A 17,063-nucleotide genomic window follows, 5' to 3' on the forward strand; every position below is an offset into this window, starting at 1 on the left:
GTTCCTTTTCCTTATCGGGTCTTGTTCTGGATTCCTTGCCTGCTATTCAGGCACCTGAAGATTCGGGAGATGTTTCAATCCGATATTTATCAGTCAGGTTATACAGCGTTGGGCGGGTTACGCCGAGTAGGCGTGATGCCTGCGCCATATTGAAACTGCATGACTGCAGCGCCTGTACGATGGCGGCACGTTCCGCGTTTTCCCTGACCTGCCTGAGATTCAGTTGGCTTTCGGGGCCTTCAAAGTCGCAGTTTAGCTCAAGGTCAGCGGCGGTAACACGTTTGCCATCGGCCATGATGGTGGCCCGCTTCACCTTGTTGATCATTTCACGCACGTTGCCAGGCCACGGATGAGTCTTGATGGCTTTGATGGCATCTTCGGTAAAGGCCAGGTTGGGCCGGTCCATCTGTTTTCCCAGCGACTGCAACAGCGACTGCGCAACAACGAGGGCATCGCCTTCGCGCTCACGGAGTGCGGGGACGTCGAGGGTAATTTCACTGATACGGTAATACAGATCCTCACGGAATGTTTCCTGATCAATCAGTTGCTGCACGTCCCGGTGGGTTGCACAAACCACGCGGACATCGACAGGAACCGGCTTGACCGAGCCAACCCGATCGACCACGCGCTCCTGGAGAAAGCGAAGCAGCTTGGCCTGGAGCGGCATGGGCATGTCACCAATCTCGTCCAGGAACAGGGTGCCGCCATTGGCACTCTCGATCTTGCCTTTCTTGCTCTGGGTGGCGCCGGTGAAGGACCCTTTCTCAAACCCAAAGAGTTCGCTTTCAAGGAGATTCTCAGGAATTGCAGCGCAGTTAATGGCTGCGAAAGGCTTTTCGAAGCGGTGGCTCAAGTCATGAAGTGCCCGTGCCAGAAGCTCCTTGCCCGTACCGGTTTCACCCGTAATCAGTGTGGTGACGTCGGTGGGTGCTACTTTTTCAAGGGTTCGACAGATGGCAAGCATCTGCGGGCTGGCCGCAACGATACCTTTGATGTTGGTGCCATTTCGCTGGCGGGCCAGCTCACGGTTGTCACGTTCCAGTTCGGCTAATCGAAACGCCCGGTTAACCACGAAGGTCAGGATGTCCGCATCAAGTGGCTTCTGGTAGAAGTCGCTGGCACCCATGCCGATGGCTTTGACGGCGTTTTCCTTGTCTTCCCGTCCAGTGACCACAATGATTTTGGTCATGGGCGACAACCGAAGAATTTCTTCGAGCAGCAGGAAGCCTTCTTTCGCGCCACCGGGATCCGGTGGCAGGCCCAGATCCAGAGTAATGACATCGGGTTCGCTTCGACGCAGTGCCGCCAGAGCTGACTCCCGGTCAGCTGCAACGCTCACGTCCAGATCTTCGCTGAAACACCAGCGCATCTGGCTCTGCAAACCCGGATCATCTTCTACGATTAGCAGTCGTCTACTCACAACGGTTACAAATCCCTTTCTGTAATGGTGACGGTCTTGCGATCAATCCTCTAAACCATGATTCTTAACCGAAGATTGACACTTTGCAATGATAGTGTTCGCTGTATTTCGGTTTCGCCAATTATTTGGCATTCTGCTGCGGCTGTGGGTCGCCGGTAATCAATCGTTCGGGTTCTTCCGGGGCCTGTTCCGGTTTGAGCCGCACAAGCGGGAATCGGATTGAGAAACAGGAGCCCAGCTCCGGCTCGCTGGTAACATCGATATTGCCCCCGACATTGCGCACATATTCCCTGGCCTGATAGGCGCCAATGCCCATGCCTGTCAGCCCCTTGGTGCTTTCGAACGGCTTGAATAGCTGGGTCTGGATAAAGTCTTCGGTCATGCCGGAACCGGTGTCCTGGATGAACAGCACGACGTTGCCCCTGGCGGTTTTCAGGGTGAGGGTTACTTCACCATCGGGTGGTGTGGCATCCTGCGCATTCTGAATCAGGTGGCCGAGAATGCTGTAGAGCTGCTCCTTATCAGCATTGATGAAAATTTTTCCGGGATTATCGGCAACCCTCGGCGCGGGTTGGCGACGGGAGTAGTGCTCCGCCAGTTGGCTGACAACCTCCGTGATGTCGATCACCTCAGTCACCAGGGTTTCGTCCGCCGGTTTACGGATGTGATCCACCAGGTTCGACATTTTGCGCACGGCGTGGTCGGTGGTGTGAATCATATCGTCGATAAAGGCCGGGTTATCCCGGTGTCTGGGGGCGTTCTTTACCAGCAAGGATAATTGAGCAATCAGGGTTTTCAGGTCATGCACCATGAAGGCGGACGCCTTGCTCACCGCCTCAAACTGCATGGCTCTGGAAAGCCGGTTCTGGGCGTCTGTTTGAGCAAGCAGGTTACAGGTCTGCCGGGCGACGACCTTGATCAGGTCAAAATTCTCCCAGTTGAGTTCAACGCGTGCGTAAGGGTTGCCGACCATGGCAATACCGTATAGATCGTTACTGAGGTAAAGGGGAATGACCAGCCAACCATCCGGGGTATGTGAAATCGGGTCCGGGATCTCCAGCAGGTTGTAGCTGACCGGATCACCACGATATTCATGAAGGTCGATGATCCACTCCCGTTCCCCCAAAAAGCGGACAAGCTCGGAGTTGGCGTCGATGGTCGTGTACTTTGGCGTGACCATGTTGACGGCATTCTTGAGGATGAAGTCGCCCCTCTCTTCCCGTATCCATAGTGCCCCGGCGTTGCTTTCAACCAGGCTGGAAAGAATACGGATGACCCGTTCCGGCAGCGGTGGGCTGTCGCTGAGGTCGGCCATTTCCCGGGTCATTTTCAGCCATTCGTCGCGGTAGTCGTATTTGTAATCGAAGAAGTTCTGGCTGATAAACACCATCAGTCGTGAACGCACACGGCGGGAGACCAGCAGGGTGACGAGAAACACCAGTGCAATGGTGAGGAAGAGTACTTGCAGGGCGTCACCCCATTCGCCTCCCAGGGTTTTGACGTAGTAGCCACCCAGCGAAAGGAACAACAGGTAACCACCGGCGAGTATCAGGGCCCCGGCATGGAAAACAGCTGAGCGGGAGAGTTGGAAATCCACTGGCTGTTTGCGGGTGTTGATCACGTTAACCGCAAACAGAGGCACCAGGGCGGCGTTTACCAGACCACGGGCGTTCCAGAACGCCTCTGAGACCTGTCCGAAGAGTAGGGCGTCGGCGTACATGAAGAAGTCAAAGGCAAACAGGCTGCCAACGGCAATGCAGACATACTTCATACTGGAGCGGCCGAACGACACGGAGTTACGCCATATCTGCTCGATCAGCGATAAGCCGAGTAGCGATAGCGCTATCTGGCCAACCACTTTGGTTTTTCCGTCCAGAATATTGAGCCCGAAAAAATATTCCAGGGCGCCGCTACCGAGCAGAAGGGCGATCAGAATAAGCGTGGCTGCAGCCAGCACCCGTCGCAGGCGACCGACGAGGTTGGCAGACCGAAACGAATCCCGAAGTAAGGCGAAGAGCACAGTGATCCAGGCGGCGTCACGCAGGAGTTCCAGCAGGTAACGAATAAAGAAGCTTGGCTCGCCCCAAAGGCTTTGGGTAATTAGCGAGCCCGCCCACAACATGGTGACCAAGGCAGCGAGCAACAAGGACCGGTCAATGTCACGGCGCAAGTATCGTGTGGCAATCAACAGGGACAACAGCCCAAAGGCAATGGCTGCCGTAGAATGACTGATCAGGCTGAAATTATTCAACATGCCTCGCTTCCTGCGCTATGCGCCACTTTCCATAACGGCACCGAGCTCGATCCTGTGCCGTTCACACCGGCTTCTTGTTCTCCCGGTAGAACCGGAATATCTCTTTCAGCGGGCGCTTGGGGCTGAAACCGAACTCCCTGGCGAACGCTCTGCCGTCGATGACTACAGGATACTTGAAAAAGTGCATCAGGTACGAAGGAAAACTTCGCAGGTTAAGTGTGCGCAGTATCATCCGGGGCAGCAGGGGGGGAATGGATGGAATTGGTATACGGGCGCAGCCGCAGAGTTTCAACGCATGCTGGTAAGCCACCCAGTCTTGCGGCGCAACATTGAAAATCCCCCGCTGGGTCTTGTTGTAAGTCAGCACGATGGCGTCGGCCATGTCATCAATATGGATAAATTGCATCATCGGTGAAAAGCCGGCCAGCACAGGTGCCCGCTCCATACCCAGCAGGGTGCTGATGGAGTTGCGCACACCGGGGCCGACGATGTTGCAGGGGCGCAGAATGGTGATATTCAGGTCGGGGTAGCGCCACAGGTAGATGTTGGCGAGGTTCTCCAGTTCCACGGAATCAATCAGGTCTGCGCTCAGGCCGGCGCTTTTAAGCGGCGCTTCCTCATCAATCAGCGCCGGGTTGTAGGCCACTGCACCATAGACGTGAAAGGTGGACAGGACCACCACTCGCTTGATGTGGTATTTGTGGCTCAGGTCCAGCAACTTCTGGGTGCCGAGCACGTTGGCATTGTAACGGCGCATTCGGGTGAGCTGGCTCGACATGATGCGGCCGAGGTGGATGACGCCATCAAATTGGTAACGCCGGAAAAGGTCCTCGAAGGAGCGCTTGTTGAAATCGATGCAGTAGCTGGGGATATCGTCGCCAAGGTAGACCTGTTCACGGAAATCCACGGCAACGAGGTTGCAGGTATCCCGCAGTCGGTTGATCACCTGTTGGGCCAGGGCACCGGCTGCGCCTGTCACAAGAATCTGGGGTCTGTTTTTTTCAACCATCAGAACAGCCTTTTCCTTTCGCTCAGTCCGGTATCGATCAATTCACTGATCGCTGCTTTCACCTGTTCCACTCGTTCGGTCACCTGCTCTTCGGGAATTTCCAGGTCGTCAAACATCATTGGGTCGCCAAAGTTCAGGTGGACCTTGGCCGGCAGGACAAACGGCATGGCGACCGGAGCGTAGGGAATGCCCAGCCATCGAGCCAGTGGTTTGATGTTGGCGATGGCCGGTATGGTTTCCTCACATCCAACCACGCCCACCGGCACAATGGGGGCTTTGTATTTCATGGCCAGGTGCATGAAACCATTGCCGAACCGCTTGAGCTGGTAGCGATCCTGATACAGCTTGCCAGACCCACGAATGCCTTCGGGGAATACAATCACGGCCTCGCCGTTGGCCAGCATCTTGGCACAATTGGTGGGGTCGCCCAGAACCGCACCAAACTCGTTCAGTAGATTGCCGAGGTAGGGGACTGTTGGGAAAAAACGTTCGATCATTGCCCGGGGGATGCGCGGGTTTTTCTCGCGGGAGGCCAGGGCGTAGGCTATCAACAGGCCATCAACCGGCAACTGCCCACTGTGGTTCGGGACGATCAGTACCGGGCCCTCAGAGGGAATCTTGTCAACACCGGTGGCTTCCACCCGAAAATACTTTTCATAGATCTGGCGGGTCAGGGAGAAGCCGTACTTCATCACTTCGTTGTTATAGCCCCAGGGATCGTAGCCCAGAGAGCCAATCGGCTTGCGGATGCGATTGATGTGGTTCTCCAGCTCCGCCGGGACCAACCGAGATTTCAGAATCGATGTTAGACCCATGTGGTTTTTACTCTCTTCCTATCATGACGCCAAGGGTATGACTCTGACCTGCATTCAGCACGCGGTAATCGCCAAGGGCGTTGGCGCTTTCAACACAGAGCATGGACTGCCACGCGACGTCAGGGAAATCCGACAATCGCTCCGCCTTCTCCGGCCCCGGATTCCAGACAACCGTGGAGTCGCTGCCGATGGCGGTGATGCGTCGATTTCCGGACGGAGTTTCAACAATCAGCGAGTCACCGCTTTCATAGATGCGGTCGGTTTCACCCTCGAAGCTCACTGGCCCTTGCTGTGTGTGGTAACTCCAGTCTTTCAGGGAATCCACGTATCCGCAGTTTTCGAGGCCTTTGACCAGCGTTCTGGAAATGTCCGGGGTCGGAAGATAGGTGTGAAGTGCCTGGGTAAAAGCCAGTGGCTCCGAGCCCGAGTTGGTTGTGGTCAATGCCAGTTGGCAGCCGTCAGCAGAAAAGTGGAAGGTCATTAGTAACCGGGCGCGGCCGTCCCAGGCATCGGAAAAGTCACTGTTTGCGTTCAGAGACAGGCTGATTTCCACATCGTGCGCGGTTTCCCGTACATCCTCCAGCTCCCACACCGCGGTTCGGGCAAAACCGTGGGAGCTGGAGGTCAGTAGTCTGCGGCGAACTTCCGGGGGATTTTTCTCGGGCACCCCAAACCAGGGCCAGCATATGGGAATGCCACCACGGATGGCTACGCCGGGTTCAAAACGCGCGGTGTCGCTCATCCATAGCCAGTCCCGTTCATCACGGGCGGCAAAGTGGGTAAGGTGAGCGCCCTGCAGGAAAAGGCGGGCGCGGAACAAGGGGTGATGTACCTCCATGGCTTCCAGTTGCCCGATGGTTGTCCATCGGGTGAACGACCAGTGCCCGGGTTTTAGTGTCACGTAGTGCCTCGTTACAGCGTTCTGGGTGGTCAATAGTCTGTCGGTCTGAGTTCGGCCGTAGTTCCAATCATAGTTCCGATTATCGTTACGGCATGTCCTTATGCTCAGGGTAAATTAAAACTGTCCTTACGGCGAGAAACCATCATAAAATCGGCCGTCCAAGTCGGAGTTTGATGAATGATTGACCAGATTGTTGCCTCTATCACCGGGTCTCTTCAGGTTGGAGTCGATCTCGAGTCGTCGGCGCCGGGAATTGATCAGTGGCTGGATGATCTGGCCGATGGTCTCACGGAACATGGCTGGATGAGCCAGGATGTGTCTGTGCAGTTAACCCCGTCCCTGTTAAATGGCCTCCGCAATGAAATTCGAATACTGGACCGGACCGATGCGCTGCGCAAGGCGGGTGTGGGGCGTGGCCAGGATATGCTCCGGGACAGATCCGTAAGGCGAGACAAAATTGCATGGCTGCAGGGGGTGACGCCGGTTCAGGCGGCCTTGTTCGAGTTCTTTGAGTCGGTCAGGGTTGGGTTGAATGAGCGGTTGTTCCTGGGGCTGAAACGGTTTGAGGCACATTACGCCACCTATCACAACGGTGACTTCTATCGTCGCCATGTGGATAGCTTCCAGGGCAGAGCGTCGCGGGTTGTCAGTTTGGTACTGTATCTCAATGAGGATTGGCAGGAGGCCGACGGCGGCGCGTTGCAGGTTTTCAATCGTGAAAACGAGAACGAGGTATGTGGCGTCGTATTGCCGCTGGCGGGACGGATGGCGCTGTTCATGAGCGAAGAGATTCCCCATGAGGTGTTGCCGGCCCATCGTACCCGTTACAGTGTTGCCTGCTGGTTCCGATGCGATGAAGTGCCGCTGCCATTGTAGTGCCGGAACCCTTTTGCTAATATGCGCGCCGCTTTGAGGGATTTCGCCCCAAAGCCCGTTATGGTGGCTCCATTGGTGCCTCCGCAACGATAAACCGTGAACCCGGTCAGGCCCGGAAGGGAGCAGCCGAAGCGGTGGACTTGTGTGCCGGAGTGTCGCTGGTGGAGTCACCCCCAGATTTTCGTTGTTACGCCCCTGAATATCCCTTCCTGATTGCGTCTTGCTGGCTTCTTCTAACACCCTCACCGTGCTATGGTTAAACCCATTTTTAACGGCAGTTGGCAGAACATGAGCTACCAGGTACTTGCCCGCAAGTGGCGCCCCCGGACATTCGAAGATATGGTCGGCCAGGAGCATGTGCTCCAGGCACTGATCCACGCCCTGGACAACCAGCGGCTGCACCATGCCTATCTGTTTACCGGCACCCGGGGCGTGGGTAAAACCACCATTGGCCGCCTGTTGGCCCGGTGCCTGAACTGCGAAACCGGCGTTACCGCCACACCGTGTGGAACCTGCTCCAGTTGCCAGGAAATCCAGGAAGGGCGTTTTGTTGATTTGATTGAAATCGATGCAGCCTCCCGCACCGGCGTGGACGATATGCGGGAGCTCACCGATAACGTCCAGTACTCGCCAACTCGTGGCCGCTTCAAGGTGTACCTCATTGACGAGGTGCATATGCTGACCAATCAGTCCTTTAACGCCTTCCTCAAGACCCTTGAAGAGCCCCCGGAACACGTCAAGTTCCTGCTGGCGACAACGGATCCCCAGAAGCTGCCTGTTACGGTGTTGTCCCGTTGCCTGCAGTTCAACCTCAAGCGGATGACGCCAGAACACATTGCCGGGCACCTGCGCTACGTTTTGACCCAGGAAGGCATCCCTTTCGAGGAGCCGGCCCTGTGGCTGCTGGCTCGTGCCGCGGACGGCAGCATGCGGGACGCCCTGAGCCTGACAGATCAGGCCATTGCCTTCGGCAATCAGACGCTCAGCGGCAGTGATGTCAGCAACATGCTTGGTACGATTGATCAAAGCGATATCGAGAACCTGGTGAACGCGCTGGTGGAGGACGACGGGCCCGCGCTGCTGTCTGAGATCAATCGTATTTCCGATTTTGCGCCGGACTACAGCGTGATCCTGGCAGACCTGTTGTCACTGTTCCATCGCGTGACCATGGAACAGGTAGTGCCGGGCAGTGTCGATAATGCCCTCGGGGATGCCGCGCAGGTGGAATCCCTGGCGCGCCGGTTGAGCGCGGAAGACGCGCAACTGTTCTACCAGGCCGCACTGATGGGCCGAAAGGACCTGGCGGTCACTCCCGATGCCCGCATGGGGTTTGAGATGACGCTGCTGCGAATGCTGGCCTTCCGGCCTGGTACCGACCGCCGTGAGCCTCCAGTAGTGGCCTCCGGGGCTTCACAGGCCGGGCAGGAGTCCCGGGAAGACCCTGAGCCTGGCCCGGCAGCGGCGGAGAAAGAAGCAGCGGCTGCCGGGTCTGAACAAGCGCCTCAACCAGAGCCGGAGCGGCTTGCGGCACCGGAACCTGAGCCGACGCCTCAACCGGAAGCCCAGGAGCCCGTACCGGAATCCCAACCCGCTCCCGCGTCAGAGGAGCCTGACGCTGCCTGGCTGGCGAGCCTGGATGAGGCGGCTGAATCTGCAGCGGCCGAGGCTGCCGGTGCTGAGGATTATGATCCCGAACCTGTGACGCCTGAGCCGGAATACATTGAAGAGCCCAAGGCCGAAGCATCGCAGGCTGAGCCCGCGAAGCCCGAAGAACCGAAAGCGTCAACAGGGCCAGTTGAGCCGGCCGAAGAGCTCGTGGATAACGGCGAATTTGCCTGGGAGCGTGATTTCCGCAGCCTGGGCATTGTGGGTATGCCAGGTAACCTTGCCAGTAACGCGGCCATGACCCGCCAAGGCGATGAAATCGTGCTGACCATCGATGAAGGTCACGCGCGGTTACTGAACGCCCGCCATGAAGAAAAAATTCTCGAGGCGTTGAGGAATCGGTTCGGTGCCACCATAACCCTGCGTGTGGAGCAGGGCGATGCGGGTGGCAGAACGCCGGCCGCCTGGGAAGAGCGCCAACGACAGGCGCGCCAGAAGGCAGCGGAAGACTCAATTCGCAATGACCCCGCAGTGCAGTCGATTGTTGAACGATTCGAGGCTCGGGTCGTCGAAAACAGTATCCGGCCGCCGAATCAGGCAAAGTCCGGCTAAGGGCTGCGGTTGGAGCCACATGGTGGCAACTCTCTAAGGCAATTCTGTAAAAGGTGAGCGTGATGAACAATATGGGCGACCTGATGAAAAAGGCCCAGCAGATGCAGGAAGAAATGAAGAAGGCCCAGGAAGAGGCTGCCAAGGCCGAGATTACCGGCGAAGCCGGCGCGGGTCTGGTCAAGGTGACCATGAATGGCCGCCATGACGTGCGGAAAGTGGATATCGATCCATCCCTGCTGAGCGAAGACAAGGAAATTCTGGAAGACCTGCTGGCGGCTGCTATCAACGATGCCGTGCGCCGTGTTGAGGAAAACCAGAAAGACAAAATGTCCGGCATGATGTCCGGTATGGGTATGCCTCCGGGCTTCAAGATGCCGTTCTGATTGAGGATAGCTGATGGCTTTTAGTCCGTTGGTAGACGAACTGGTGGAGTCTCTCCGCTGTCTGCCTGGTGTCGGCCAGAAAACGGCCCAGCGCATGGCGTTCCACTTGCTGGAGCGGGGCCGTTCCGGAGGCTCGCGGCTTTCCGACGCACTGGATCGCGCTATGACTGGTGTGCGCCGCTGTGAAAGCTGCCAGAACTTCGCCGATACGCCTACCTGCAATATCTGCGAAAACCCCGAGCGACGTACTGGTACGCTCTGTGTGGTGGAAAGCCCCTCCGACCTCCTTGCCATCGAGCAGGCGGGCGATTACCGCGGCAGCTATTTCGTGCTGATGGGGCACTTGTCGCCCATCGACGGCGTGGGCCCCGAGGAAATCGGTATTGAGCGCCTGCTGAAACGCATCCACGGAGAAGGGGTTACGGAGCTCATTCTCGCAACTAATCCAACCGTGGAAGGTGAGGCAACTGCCCACTACATTGCCGACAGGCTGGATGGACGCGATATCCTGATTACCCGTCTTGCCCATGGTATCCCGGTGGGGGGCGAACTGGGTTATGTTGACGGATTCACCCTGACCCATGCCTTCCGTGGCCGAAAACCTCTGACTGAATAAACCTGACCGGGATTATTATATGGATTCCAACTCCCCGGCCGCTTCCGTTCCTGCGGCTCCCGACACGGTTACCTGGATTCGGGAGCCGGACGACCTGGACCGCTGGCTTGCCGAAGGGCAGGGCGAACCGCTTGCATTGGATACCGAGTTCGAGCGCGTAAACACCTTCTTTCCGATTCCGGGCCTGGTCCAGTTGGGGTTGGGGCAGCGGTTCTGCCTGGTGGACCCTTCGGTTGCAGAGGCTTCCGAGGGCTTTCGCAATGCGCTTACCGACCCGGGCACTCCAAAACTGCTATACGCCATGAGCGAAGACCTGGAGCTGTTCCGACATTGGTTGCAGTTGGAACCGGAGGGCGTTGTCGACCTTCAGATTGGTGCTGCGCTGGCTGGCGCCGGCTTTTCCGTCGGTTATGCCCGACTGGTCGAAACCCTCTTCGGTGAGTCACTGGATAAATCGGCGACGCGATCGGATTGGGTCTCTCGCCCGCTTTCCGCGGCTCAGGAACGCTACGCTCTGGATGACGTTCGCTTCCTTGTTCCCTTGTATCACTGGGTGATTACTCGGTTGCAGAAACGGGGCCTTGAAGCGGCATTGGCTGACGAATCCACTCGATTTTCAAAGGAACTGGCAGCCCAGGATAATCCCGACAACCATTACCTGAAATTGCGAGGCGGCTGGACATTGAGCCGCCAGCAACAGGGGGTGCTGAAAACCCTCGTGTGTTGGCGGGAACACGAGTCACGCACCAGGGATCGGCCCCGCAACCGGGTTGTGGCCGATGCACTGCTGATTGCCATCGCCCAGAGATTGCCACAGTCAGTACGGGAGCTATCGAATATCCAGGGCTTGCCTCCGGCCGTGGTCAGGCGCTATGGGGATACGATCATTGATAAGGTTGCGGAGGCATCGACCGCGGACAATTCCGGTATTGATGTTATCGCCGCTCCCCTGAGCCGCCAGGACCAGATGTTCTATAAACAGCTCAAACGCCTCATGGTGAAAGCGGCGGAGGAGCGGGATGTGCCGGTGGAACTGCTGGCGCCTCGCAAGCGTCTTGAGGCTGTTGTACAACAGCGAAAGCTGGCTGCCGGGCTGTTTGATGAGGGCTGGCGCCGTGACCTCCTGGCGCCGGTTCAGGAGCATATTGAGGACCTACTGAAATCATGACCGAAAAGACCTTTGTGTCGGTGTTTCGCAGCAGTAAAAAGCCGGATACGTATATCTATGTTCGACGGGGCCAGGCCTGGGATGACCTGCCGGATAGCCTGCGGGGTATATTCGGCCAGCCAATACATGCCATGGACCTGATCATGACGCCGGACCGGAAGCTTGCCCGAACCTCCGGCAAGCAGGTTCTGGAGGCAATTGCGGACAAGGATTTCTTCCTGCAGATGCCTGAGGAGTCCAGCGGCTACGTTGTAGACTTTCGCCGTAAACCGGAGCCTCGCCGGGAATGATCGCAGAGATTCCATTCTGGCAACGTAAACGTCTCCATGAAATGACCGCCAAGGAATGGGAGTCCCTGTGTGACGGCTGCGGCAAATGTTGCCTGGCCAAACTGGAAGACGAAGACACCGGCGATGTCTACTACACTGAGCTGGTATGCCGTTACATGGAGCAGGAAACCTGCCAGTGCAGCGTGTATTCCGAGCGCTTGCAGAAAGTGCCGGCATGCACGGTGCTGACACCGGATACGCTGAACGACTACCATTGGCTGCCGTATACCTGTGCCTACCGCACACTGGCGGAAGGCCGTGCGCTAGCAGACTGGCACCCGCTACGGTCGGGTGACCCCGATACGGTTCATGAAGCGGGTGTATCGGTGCGTAATCGCGTGATTTCCGAAGCCGATGTGCCGGAAGACGATTGGGAAGAACACATAATTCACTGGATCCTTTGATGATAGACGCAGAAACAAACCTTGCTTACGGAATATTCTGGGCCCTGTACGCCGTTGCATTCGTGGTGTTCTTCTACACCATATCCCGCCTGTTTCGGGTAATTCCGGTTTATGCCATCCGTACCCTGTTGCAGGCGGCGTTGATCGTCATCCTGCTGACCCCGGTCGAGTCCGGTGAGGTAGCTGGCTGGTGGATGCCAGCCTGGTTGCACGGCGGCTACGAAACCATACTGGGCGATGCCGCCAATGCGGGTCGAGCCTTTGTGAATTTGGGCATAGCGTCCCTGGTGATGGTGTTGGTGTGGGTTCTCGACCTCGTCAGATACCGTCTGGTTAAACGCTGAGACCTCCCTTAACCAATACCTCGCGTGGAGCTGCCCTGATGCGACTTCTGAGCCGCCTGTTTGTCGTTTTACTTGCCCTGCCAACTACGGCGCTTGCCCAGCAGGCGCCAACCTTGCAGTTGCCTGACAGCGCCGATGTCCGAATCATTGTCGACATCTCCGGCTCAATGAAAACCAACGATCCGAACAACCTGCGCCGCCCGGCTGTGCGTCTGTTGGCGCGTATGCTGCCTGGGCAAGCCAATGCCGGAGTCTGGACCTTTGGTCAGTACGTCAACATGCTGGTACCCCATGGCAAAGTCACTGATGACTGGCGGGGGCTGGCTGTCGAACGCTCGGACGAGATCAATTCGGTCGCCCTTCGGACCAACCTGGGAGAGGCGATTCAGGTTGCCAGTGATGACTACCTCCTGGGTTCGGACAGCCTCGACAACACCGACTTCATACTACTTACCGATGGCAAAGTGGATATCTCTGACAATGAGAGCGCCAATGATCGCGAGCGTGAGCGGATTCTGGGGGCGTTGCTGGATGAGCTGAGCAGCCGTGGTGCCACCCTTCATACCGTCGCGTTGTCCGAGGAGGCAGACCTTGCCCTCTTGAAAAGCCTTGCAGAACGCACCGGAGGCCGATATGCCCTGGCGTCGTCTGCTGATGCACTGACTCTGGCTTTTCTTGAAGCGCTGAACACCGCTGTACCGCAGCAGCAGATTCCCATTGAAGACAATGGCTTTCAGGTGGATAGCGGTGTAGAGGAATTTACCGCGCTGATTTTTCGCGCGGGTGATGAGTCTGCCGCCGACCGAACGCTTGAACTGGTCAGCCCCGGCGGCGCCAAGGCGGGGCCGGAGTCCGCCGTCGAGGGAATGCGTTGGATACGCGAAACGGAATACGACCTGATTACCATCACCAACCCTGAGGCGGGTGACTGGAAGATCAATGGCGAATTGGGTGAGGGAAGCCGGGTCACTGTCGTCAGCGATCTGCGGATGGTTGTGAGCCCGGTCCCACCGACGTTCACGGAAGAGGAACCAATATCCCTTCAGGTAGCCTTCTTCGAGGAAGACCGAAAAATTGATAACCCGGACTTCCTGGGGGTCATCGATGTCAGCGTGTCATTAACCTCAGAGGACGGGCGCCGCGGCAACAAGATTTTGTCGCAGGATGAGCCGCCGCAGGACGGGGTGTATACCGACGCCATTACACGCCTCCCCGATGCCGGTGAGTACCAGTTCAGCATTGTTGCGGACGGCCAGACATTCTCCCGGCGCTTCAGTACCGTTACCCGATATATTCAGCCCGAGGGCGAACAAGCCCCAATTGAGGCAGTCGTTTCTGACGAGCCCTCGCAGGAAACGCCGGTGATGGAGGATGAGTTGCCGGAGGCCCCACCCGCTCCCGAAATTGAGCCACCTCTGTCCAGTTCCGGGCCGATCGATATCAGTCAGGTTGAGGCGCCAGAACCGGAGCCGCTTGAGGAGCAGCCTGTCGACAAGGCAGAGGTGGAACCGGAAATGCCGGCTCCTGCTGATGAGCAGGCCAGCAGCATTCCGTTCTGGGTATGGGCCGCAGCCGGCACCTTGGGCGTCGTGGTAGTTGCCGGGGCGGCATTCCTGTTCGTCAAGCGCCGAAAATCAACGCAGGATCAGGGAAACGACGAGGAACCGCCGCTGGTCGCTGAGGAAACGCCGGAGGGAGAGGCTACTGACGCACCCGAACCGGAACCGGCGCCTGAAGACGTACCCGAAGAGATACCTGAACCAGAACAGGTGCCGGAACCTGAACCCGAAGAGTTGCCGGAACCTGAAGAAGTGCCGGAACTTCAGCAAGACGAAACGTTGCCCGACGACGATATTCCCGTTGCTGATGCGGAGGTGGAGGATGGTGACGACGAATTCGGGCTGGAGGACTTTGACCTCTCCGAGTTCGACGATTTGCCAGCCACCGATGAGGAGAGCGACCCCGCCGACGATGAACCTGAAGACGATGACAAGGATGGGGGAAAGGATCGGTAATTGGCGGTTAATCGAACAGGGCTCTTATCAGAACGGCTTCGGTTCTCTATACTCTGAGTCTATTTTCAAACAGACGTTTAACCGTTAATTGAACAGGACACTATCAGCATGAAGTTTACCGGTACCGAGAAGTATGTTGCCACTGATGACCTGCAGATGGCCGTCAACGCAGCGATAACGTTGCAACGCCCGCTACTGATCAAGGGTGAGCCCGGCACTGGTAAAACCCTCCTGGCTGAAGAAATGGCCGCGTCTCTCGGCCTGCGCCTGATTCCCTGGCACATCAAGTCCACCACCAAGGCCCAGCAGGGGCTTTACGAATACGATGCAGTCTCCCGCTTGCGGGATTCCCAGCTCGGTGACGAGAAGGTCAAGGACATCAGCAACTACATCGTCAAGGGCAAGCTGTGGGAAGCCTTCGAATCCGAGGAGCAGGTGGTACTGCTGATCGATGAGATCGACAAGGCGGATATCGAGTTCCCCAACGATCTTCTGCTGGAACTCGACCGCATGGAGTTCTTCGTTTACGAGACTCAGCAGTCTGTGCGTGCCAAGCATAGGCCGATCATCGTGATCACCAGTAACAACGAAAAGGAACTGCCAGACGCGTTTCTGCGCCGTTGTTTCTTCCACTACATCAGCTTCCCGGACCACGACACCATGAAGAGCATTGTGGACGTGCACTTCCCGGGTCTGCAGCAGCAGGTGGTTCGCGATGCGCTGGAAGTTTTCTTCGACGTTCGCAAGGTGCCAGGGCTCAAGAAAAAGCCGTCCACCTCGGAACTGATCGATTGGCTTAAACTGCTGATGGCGGATGAACTGTCTGCCAAAATGTTGCAGGAGAAGGACACCAGTTCCGCCTTGCCGCCGCTCTATGGTGCACTGGTGAAGAACGAGCAGGATGTCCACCTGTTGCAGAAGCTGGCCTTCATGGCCCGTCGTCGCGGCTGAAATTCAGCAAGAGCAGCACCCTATGTTGATTGATTTCTTTCTCGAAGTCCGGCGGGCCAAGGTGCCCGCCAGTCTGCGCGAACTCCTCGATCTGCTTGAAGCTCTGCAGAACAGGCTCGCCTTTGCGAACATGGAAGAGTTCTACTATCTGGCCCGTGTCTGCCTGGTCAAGGACGAGCGCCATTTCGATAAATTCGACCGGGCGTTCCAGGCTTATTTCGAGGGCATAGAAAACCTCGACGACCTGATGCAGGCGTTGATCCCGGATGATTGGCTGCGCGCGGAATTCGAAAAGCAGCTGTCTGAAGAAGACAAGGCCAAAATCGATTCCCTCGGTGGGCTGGAAGAACTGATCGATACCTTCAAGAAACGCATGGAAGAACAGAAGGAGCGTCACCAGGGCGGAAACAAGTGGATTGGCACGGGTGGCACGTCACCCTTCGGTGCTAACGGTTACAACCCGGAAGGCTTTCGCATTGGCCAGAATAAGGGGCGTCACGGCCGGGCTGTAAAGGTCTGGGAAAAACGGGAGTTCAAGGACCTGGACGACAGCGTTACCCTTGGCATCCGCAATATCAAGGTTGCCATGCGCAGGCTGCGTAAGTTTGCTCGCCAGGGTGCTGCGGACCAGCTCGACATGGACGATACCATCCGTTCCACAGCCCGCAATGCCGGTTACCTGGACCTGAAAATGGTTCCCGAACGGCACAACGCGGTGAAAGTCCTGATCTTCTTCGATGTGGGCGGCTCTATGGACCCACACGTGCGGGTCTGCGAGGAGCTCTTTTCGGCTGCCCGACTCGAATTCAAGCATATGGAGTACTTTTACTTTCATAATTTCATCTATGAAAGCGTGTGGAAAAACAACATTCGCCGGATGAACGAAACGACGAGTACCTGGGACATTCTTCACAAGTACACGCCGGACTACAAAGTGATCTTCGTAGGGGATGCCACCATGGCTCCCTATGAGGTGTCACACCCCGGCGGGTCCATCGAACACTGGAACGAGGAAGCCGGCGCAACGTGGTTTCAGCGAATTACCGATCACTTCCGCAAGGTGGTGTGGATCAATCCATTGCCAGAGAGCTACTGGGGCATGGGCGGGTCGCTCGGTATGACCCGCCAACTGGTGAATGACCACATGTATCCGCTGACCATTGAAGGCCTGGAATCGGCCATGAAACAATTGAGCAAATAAAAAAAGCCGATGCGGTTGAGAGCATCGGCTAAGCTCGGCATATCAAACGGGGTGGCCAAAAGGCTATCCCGCGCTGTTCTCAGAGCAAATCCGGGGCCAGTTCAAAATAGTATTTATAAATCAGTCAACTAACCTGAATTCCAAGCGTCTCCGTTGAACG

16 protein-coding genes and 1 other RNA gene are annotated in these 17,063 nt (G+C 57.0%); 12 read left to right on the plus strand and 5 right to left on the minus strand.

Translation table 11 applies throughout. The features are described from left to right. Nucleotides 1-46 precede the first annotated feature (46 nt). The 5 genes from prsR to MDG893_RS04575 form a co-directional block, all read right to left on the minus strand. Nucleotides 47-1,420, minus strand: a complete 1,374-nt coding sequence (gene prsR / locus MDG893_RS04555) for a PEP-CTERM-box response regulator transcription factor (RefSeq protein ID WP_040474289.1) — start codon at nucleotides 1,418-1,420, stop codon at nucleotides 47-49. A gap of 121 nt (nucleotides 1,421-1,541) precedes the next feature. Then, nucleotides 1,542-3,674, minus strand: coding sequence for an XrtA/PEP-CTERM system histidine kinase PrsK (gene prsK / locus MDG893_RS04560; protein WP_007152551.1), 2,133 nt, complete (start codon nucleotides 3,672-3,674; stop codon nucleotides 1,542-1,544). A gap of 61 nt (nucleotides 3,675-3,735) precedes the next feature. Beyond that, nucleotides 3,736-4,683, minus strand: coding sequence for an SDR family oxidoreductase (locus MDG893_RS04565; protein WP_007152552.1), 948 nt, complete (start codon nucleotides 4,681-4,683; stop codon nucleotides 3,736-3,738). Then, nucleotides 4,683-5,498 carry a lysophospholipid acyltransferase family protein gene (locus MDG893_RS04570; protein WP_007152553.1) on the minus strand — a complete coding sequence of 272 codons (816 nt, stop codon included), beginning with the start codon at nucleotides 5,496-5,498 and terminating at the stop codon, nucleotides 4,683-4,685. Before MDG893_RS04570 ends, MDG893_RS04565 begins: the two co-directional genes overlap by 1 nt. A 7-nt stretch (nucleotides 5,499-5,505) precedes the next feature. Beyond that, nucleotides 5,506-6,399: a D-hexose-6-phosphate mutarotase gene (locus MDG893_RS04575; RefSeq protein WP_244264390.1), complete on the minus strand. Its 894-nt coding sequence runs from the start codon at nucleotides 6,397-6,399 to the stop codon at nucleotides 5,506-5,508. 177 nt (nucleotides 6,400-6,576) lie between these two features. Between MDG893_RS04575 and MDG893_RS04580 the strand changes: the two genes are divergently transcribed. The 12 genes from MDG893_RS04580 (at nucleotide 6,577) to MDG893_RS04630 (ending at nucleotide 16,903) form a co-directional block, all read left to right on the plus strand. Then, the gene (locus MDG893_RS04580; RefSeq protein WP_007152555.1) at nucleotides 6,577-7,275 is read left to right on the plus strand and encodes a 2OG-Fe(II) oxygenase; all 699 of its coding nucleotides are present in this window, start codon (nucleotides 6,577-6,579) and stop codon (nucleotides 7,273-7,275) included. Between the two features lie 70 nt (nucleotides 7,276-7,345). Beyond that, an RNA gene (ffs, locus tag MDG893_RS20625) (signal recognition particle sRNA small type) lies at nucleotides 7,346-7,442 on the plus strand. A gap of 121 nt (nucleotides 7,443-7,563) precedes the next feature. After that, nucleotides 7,564-9,492 (plus strand): DNA polymerase III subunit gamma/tau, encoded by a 1,929-nt coding sequence (dnaX, locus tag MDG893_RS04585; RefSeq protein WP_040474304.1) that lies wholly within the window; start codon nucleotides 7,564-7,566, stop codon nucleotides 9,490-9,492. Nucleotides 9,493-9,551: 59 nt separating this feature from the next. Continuing rightward, nucleotides 9,552-9,875 carry a YbaB/EbfC family nucleoid-associated protein gene (locus MDG893_RS04590; RefSeq protein ID WP_174447635.1) on the plus strand — a complete coding sequence of 108 codons (324 nt, stop codon included), beginning with the start codon at nucleotides 9,552-9,554 and terminating at the stop codon, nucleotides 9,873-9,875. Between the two features lie 13 nt (nucleotides 9,876-9,888). Further along, a complete protein-coding gene (gene recR, locus MDG893_RS04595) occupies nucleotides 9,889-10,491 on the plus strand; it encodes a recombination mediator RecR (RefSeq protein ID WP_007152558.1) in 603 nt (200 codons plus the stop codon). Nucleotides 10,492-10,510: 19 nt separating this feature from the next. After that, nucleotides 10,511-11,659: a ribonuclease D gene (locus tag MDG893_RS04600; RefSeq protein WP_007152559.1), complete on the plus strand. Its 1,149-nt coding sequence runs from the start codon at nucleotides 10,511-10,513 to the stop codon at nucleotides 11,657-11,659. Continuing rightward, nucleotides 11,656-11,949 (plus strand): YcgL domain-containing protein, encoded by a 294-nt coding sequence (locus MDG893_RS04605; RefSeq protein WP_007152560.1) that lies wholly within the window; start codon nucleotides 11,656-11,658, stop codon nucleotides 11,947-11,949. The genes MDG893_RS04600 and MDG893_RS04605 overlap by 4 nt, the downstream gene beginning before the upstream one ends. Continuing rightward, nucleotides 11,946-12,392: a YcgN family cysteine cluster protein gene (locus MDG893_RS04610; RefSeq protein WP_007152561.1), complete on the plus strand. Its 447-nt coding sequence runs from the start codon at nucleotides 11,946-11,948 to the stop codon at nucleotides 12,390-12,392. Before MDG893_RS04605 ends, MDG893_RS04610 begins: the two co-directional genes overlap by 4 nt. Continuing rightward, entirely contained in the window at nucleotides 12,392-12,736 is a 345-nt protein-coding gene (locus MDG893_RS04615) for a hypothetical protein (RefSeq protein WP_007152562.1), read from the plus strand. Before MDG893_RS04610 ends, MDG893_RS04615 begins: the two co-directional genes overlap by 1 nt. Nucleotides 12,737-12,774: 38 nt before the next feature. Further along, a complete protein-coding gene (locus MDG893_RS04620; RefSeq protein WP_007152563.1) occupies nucleotides 12,775-14,751 on the plus strand; it encodes a vWA domain-containing protein in 1,977 nt (658 codons plus the stop codon). Nucleotides 14,752-14,859: 108 nt separating this feature from the next. Next, a complete protein-coding gene (locus MDG893_RS04625) occupies nucleotides 14,860-15,702 on the plus strand; it encodes an AAA family ATPase (RefSeq protein WP_007152564.1) in 843 nt (280 codons plus the stop codon). 22 nt (nucleotides 15,703-15,724) lie between these two features. Beyond that, nucleotides 15,725-16,903 carry a vWA domain-containing protein gene (locus tag MDG893_RS04630; protein ID WP_007152565.1) on the plus strand — a complete coding sequence of 393 codons (1,179 nt, stop codon included), beginning with the start codon at nucleotides 15,725-15,727 and terminating at the stop codon, nucleotides 16,901-16,903. Nucleotides 16,904-17,063 lie beyond the last annotated feature (160 nt).

Source organism: Marinobacter algicola DG893 (assembly GCF_000170835.1).
Taxonomy (GTDB): Bacteria; Pseudomonadota; Gammaproteobacteria; order Pseudomonadales; family Oleiphilaceae; genus Marinobacter; species Marinobacter algicola.

Bases quoted from the DNA above. Each gene is read 5' to 3' on its own strand.
- prsK (WP_007152551.1), bottom strand. From the start codon at position 3,674: ATGTTGAATAATTTCAGCCTGATCAGTCATTCTACGGCAGCCATTGCC.
- MDG893_RS04565 (WP_007152552.1), bottom strand. From the start codon at position 4,683: ATGGTTGAAAAAAACAGACCCCAGATTCTTGTGACAGGCGCAGCCGGT.
- MDG893_RS04570 (WP_007152553.1), bottom strand. From the start codon at position 5,498: ATGGGTCTAACATCGATTCTGAAATCTCGGTTGGTCCCGGCGGAGCTG.
- MDG893_RS04580 (WP_007152555.1), top strand. From the start codon at position 6,577: ATGATTGACCAGATTGTTGCCTCTATCACCGGGTCTCTTCAGGTTGGA.
- dnaX (WP_040474304.1), top strand. From the start codon at position 7,564: ATGAGCTACCAGGTACTTGCCCGCAAGTGGCGCCCCCGGACATTCGAA.
- recR (WP_007152558.1), top strand. From the start codon at position 9,889: ATGGCTTTTAGTCCGTTGGTAGACGAACTGGTGGAGTCTCTCCGCTGT.
- MDG893_RS04600 (WP_007152559.1), top strand. From the start codon at position 10,511: ATGGATTCCAACTCCCCGGCCGCTTCCGTTCCTGCGGCTCCCGACACG.
- MDG893_RS04605 (WP_007152560.1), top strand. From the start codon at position 11,656: ATGACCGAAAAGACCTTTGTGTCGGTGTTTCGCAGCAGTAAAAAGCCG.
- MDG893_RS04610 (WP_007152561.1), top strand. From the start codon at position 11,946: ATGATCGCAGAGATTCCATTCTGGCAACGTAAACGTCTCCATGAAATG.
- MDG893_RS04615 (WP_007152562.1), top strand. From the start codon at position 12,392: ATGATAGACGCAGAAACAAACCTTGCTTACGGAATATTCTGGGCCCTG.
- MDG893_RS04620 (WP_007152563.1), top strand. From the start codon at position 12,775: ATGCGACTTCTGAGCCGCCTGTTTGTCGTTTTACTTGCCCTGCCAACT.
- MDG893_RS04625 (WP_007152564.1), top strand. From the start codon at position 14,860: ATGAAGTTTACCGGTACCGAGAAGTATGTTGCCACTGATGACCTGCAG.
- MDG893_RS04630 (WP_007152565.1), top strand. From the start codon at position 15,725: ATGTTGATTGATTTCTTTCTCGAAGTCCGGCGGGCCAAGGTGCCCGCC.